Origin of the sequence: Stenotrophomonas maltophilia group sp. RNC7 (genome assembly GCF_030910085.1) — a bacterium.
In the GTDB taxonomy this organism is placed as follows: domain Bacteria; phylum Pseudomonadota; class Gammaproteobacteria; order Xanthomonadales; family Xanthomonadaceae; genus Stenotrophomonas; species Stenotrophomonas sepilia.
The window spans coordinates 1-2,432 of record NZ_JAVFVN010000571.1 but is presented as its reverse complement, the minus strand read 5'-3'; the positions used below and the strand labels follow the sequence as shown (position 1 = coordinate 2,432).

Here is a 2,432-nt window from a genome sequence, read left to right as displayed (position 1 = left end):
GTGTGTTTGACCAAATTATCACTAAAATCCTAATGAGAAAATTTCTATGAAATTCAGCATTTATTAGAACAATTTTAGTATATGGAGGAGTTTTTATGCCTGCTTATAAAGAATTCATTTTTAAAATTCCCCGTATTGGGTTGGTGCATGTCTTGGAATGCAGTTAAGGTTAGGCTCTTAACACAGCTTATGATAAAAAGCTGGCCATAAAATCACGAAATCAGGAGCAAGTAGGTAAATTAACCCTACCACTAATTTTTAGCCCAATTAGTCGCAAGGCTCGTGTCGCCCTTATTTCTCATACAAATCTGAGAGAAATAAGGAGCGATTTAAAAATGAATATAAGTGATTACGCAGTTGTAGGTGTTTTCGTAGGAGCTGGAGGTCTAGACACCGGCTTTTCATTACAAGGATTTAACCTAAAATTAGCAATAGAAATTAACAGTGATGCTTGTAAAACATATAAAGCAAATCATCCGGATACAATCGTCTGGAACCGTGACATCAAGACCGTAACAGGTGATGAAATACTAAGTATTACCAAAAACAATCCAATTATCCTCTTAGGTGGATCACCTTGTCAGAGCTTTAGTATTTTTAAGGAAGAATTAAACGGTAAGAAAGGAATTGAAGACGAGAGGGGAATGTTAATATTTGAGTATCTAAGACTAGTAAAAGAACTACAACCTAAGATACTTGTTTTTGAAAATGTAAAAAACATAATTTCTACCGAACATTTACCAGCTTTTAAACTATTTATAAATAAATTAAATGAAGTTTCAAATTTAAATATACATTATAAAATAATGCAAGCACACGATTATGGTGTACCACAATTACGAGAGAGAATTATTGTTATAGGCACAGAATCAACTTGTGATCCTTTTCCACTAATACCAAAGTTAAAAGGTCCACGTGTATTAAGTGATATTTTAAAAAACTGCCCTACATCGGAATATTTTTCTTTTAGAAATGAATACAAAGATGCGATGCAATATATAAAACCTGGGCAATGTTGGAAAGTATTAAAACCAAGTTTAGCTTATAAAATAATGAAAAATGATTATAGAGGAATATGTTGTATATGTAATTATTCATTTAAAGGAAAACTTACATGTCCTCGATGTGGTAGTAAAAACATTAAAAATGGAAATGGTGTTACATCTTATTTAAGGAGACTATCACCGCATAAGCCTGCTCCAACAATCTGTGCAGTACCTACATCTAAAGCCCATGGACTTATGGCACATCCGTATGAAGAGCGCGCATTAAGTATTCGAGAGGCAGCTAGAATACAGTCATTTTCTGATCAATATATGTTTTGTGGAAATATATATTCACAACAAATTCAAGTTGGTAACGCTGTGCCACCTCGTATGGCTGAAGCTATTGCAATGGGTATTAAAAAGTTACTATCTAATAATATGACTTCAATGAAGAAAGAAAAAGAATGCATACGATGGATTATTGAACACCATTCTAATAATCTAACAGAACTAGAAAAAGATTTTAGACGCACTTGTATAAAAAGAATTAACCTAAAAAGGGAGTTTCCACCAAAATATTATGTCTATTTAAGAGAAATAACAAAAAATATACTGACAAATATGCAGAAGTAATATTAAAGAAAGGATGGAAGAGAATGAAAAAAATAATATTTATTATTCTCTCACTCATAATATTATTAGTTGGATGTACTAGTGAAAATGTAGGATCACTAAATAACCTAGAGTCCAAAGCAAAAGAAGTCAAAGGGAAAATTTCGGAGTTAGAAGGTAGTTTATCTAAGAATAGCAACAATACTACCCCTAACAGTAATAGTGAAGTGAAACGTGATTTGGCTAGAGTAATATCAGTAACAGATGGAGATACAATTACTGTCTCTCTACTCAGTAATTCTGAGAATGGTATTGGTAATAAAGGTAAAAGACTTCAAATTCGATTTTTAGGCATTGATACACCTGAATCCAAAAAGAAAGGAGTACCAATACAACCAGGTGCTATAGAGGCCTCAAATAGAGTAAAACAATTACTAACTGGAAAAAAGATTTATATAGAGTATGAACCAAATAATACGATTGATAAATTTGATAGAGTACTTGCATATGTATTTATGGATGATATTCTCGTTCAAGAACTGTTGTTAAAAGAAGGATTAGGTATTGTGCGTTATACAAATAAAAACACACGCTATTACGAGCGTTTGAAACAGGCCGAAACCGAAGCAAAAAATAAAGGAATCGGTGTTTGGGGAATTAAAGGTTATGTAGAGAATGGAAAATATAATATGCGTAAGTAAAAGAAAAACTGCCTCTTAAAAATTAGGAGGCAGTTTTTTTGATTGATTAAGAAAACTTTTTAAAAAATATTAATAATTTCACATTTTCACTTAAAACAAACGACGGGTATGAATATAATGTGTTCAGATAATT

At 31.8% G+C, this 2,432-nt stretch carries 2 protein-coding genes; both read left to right on the top strand.

Annotation, left to right across the window (positions count from 1 at the left end; all coding sequences use genetic code 11):
• Positions 1-335: 335 nt before the first annotated feature.
• Positions 336-1,619 carry a DNA cytosine methyltransferase gene (locus RCF13_RS10900; protein ID WP_308141171.1) on the top strand — a complete coding sequence of 428 codons (1,284 nt, stop codon included), beginning with the start codon at positions 336-338 and terminating at the stop codon, positions 1,617-1,619.
• A gap of 23 nt (positions 1,620-1,642) precedes the next feature.
• Positions 1,643-2,299, top strand: a complete 657-nt coding sequence (locus RCF13_RS10895) for a thermonuclease family protein (RefSeq protein WP_308141170.1) — start codon at positions 1,643-1,645, stop codon at positions 2,297-2,299.
• Positions 2,300-2,432: the final 133 nt, after the last annotated feature.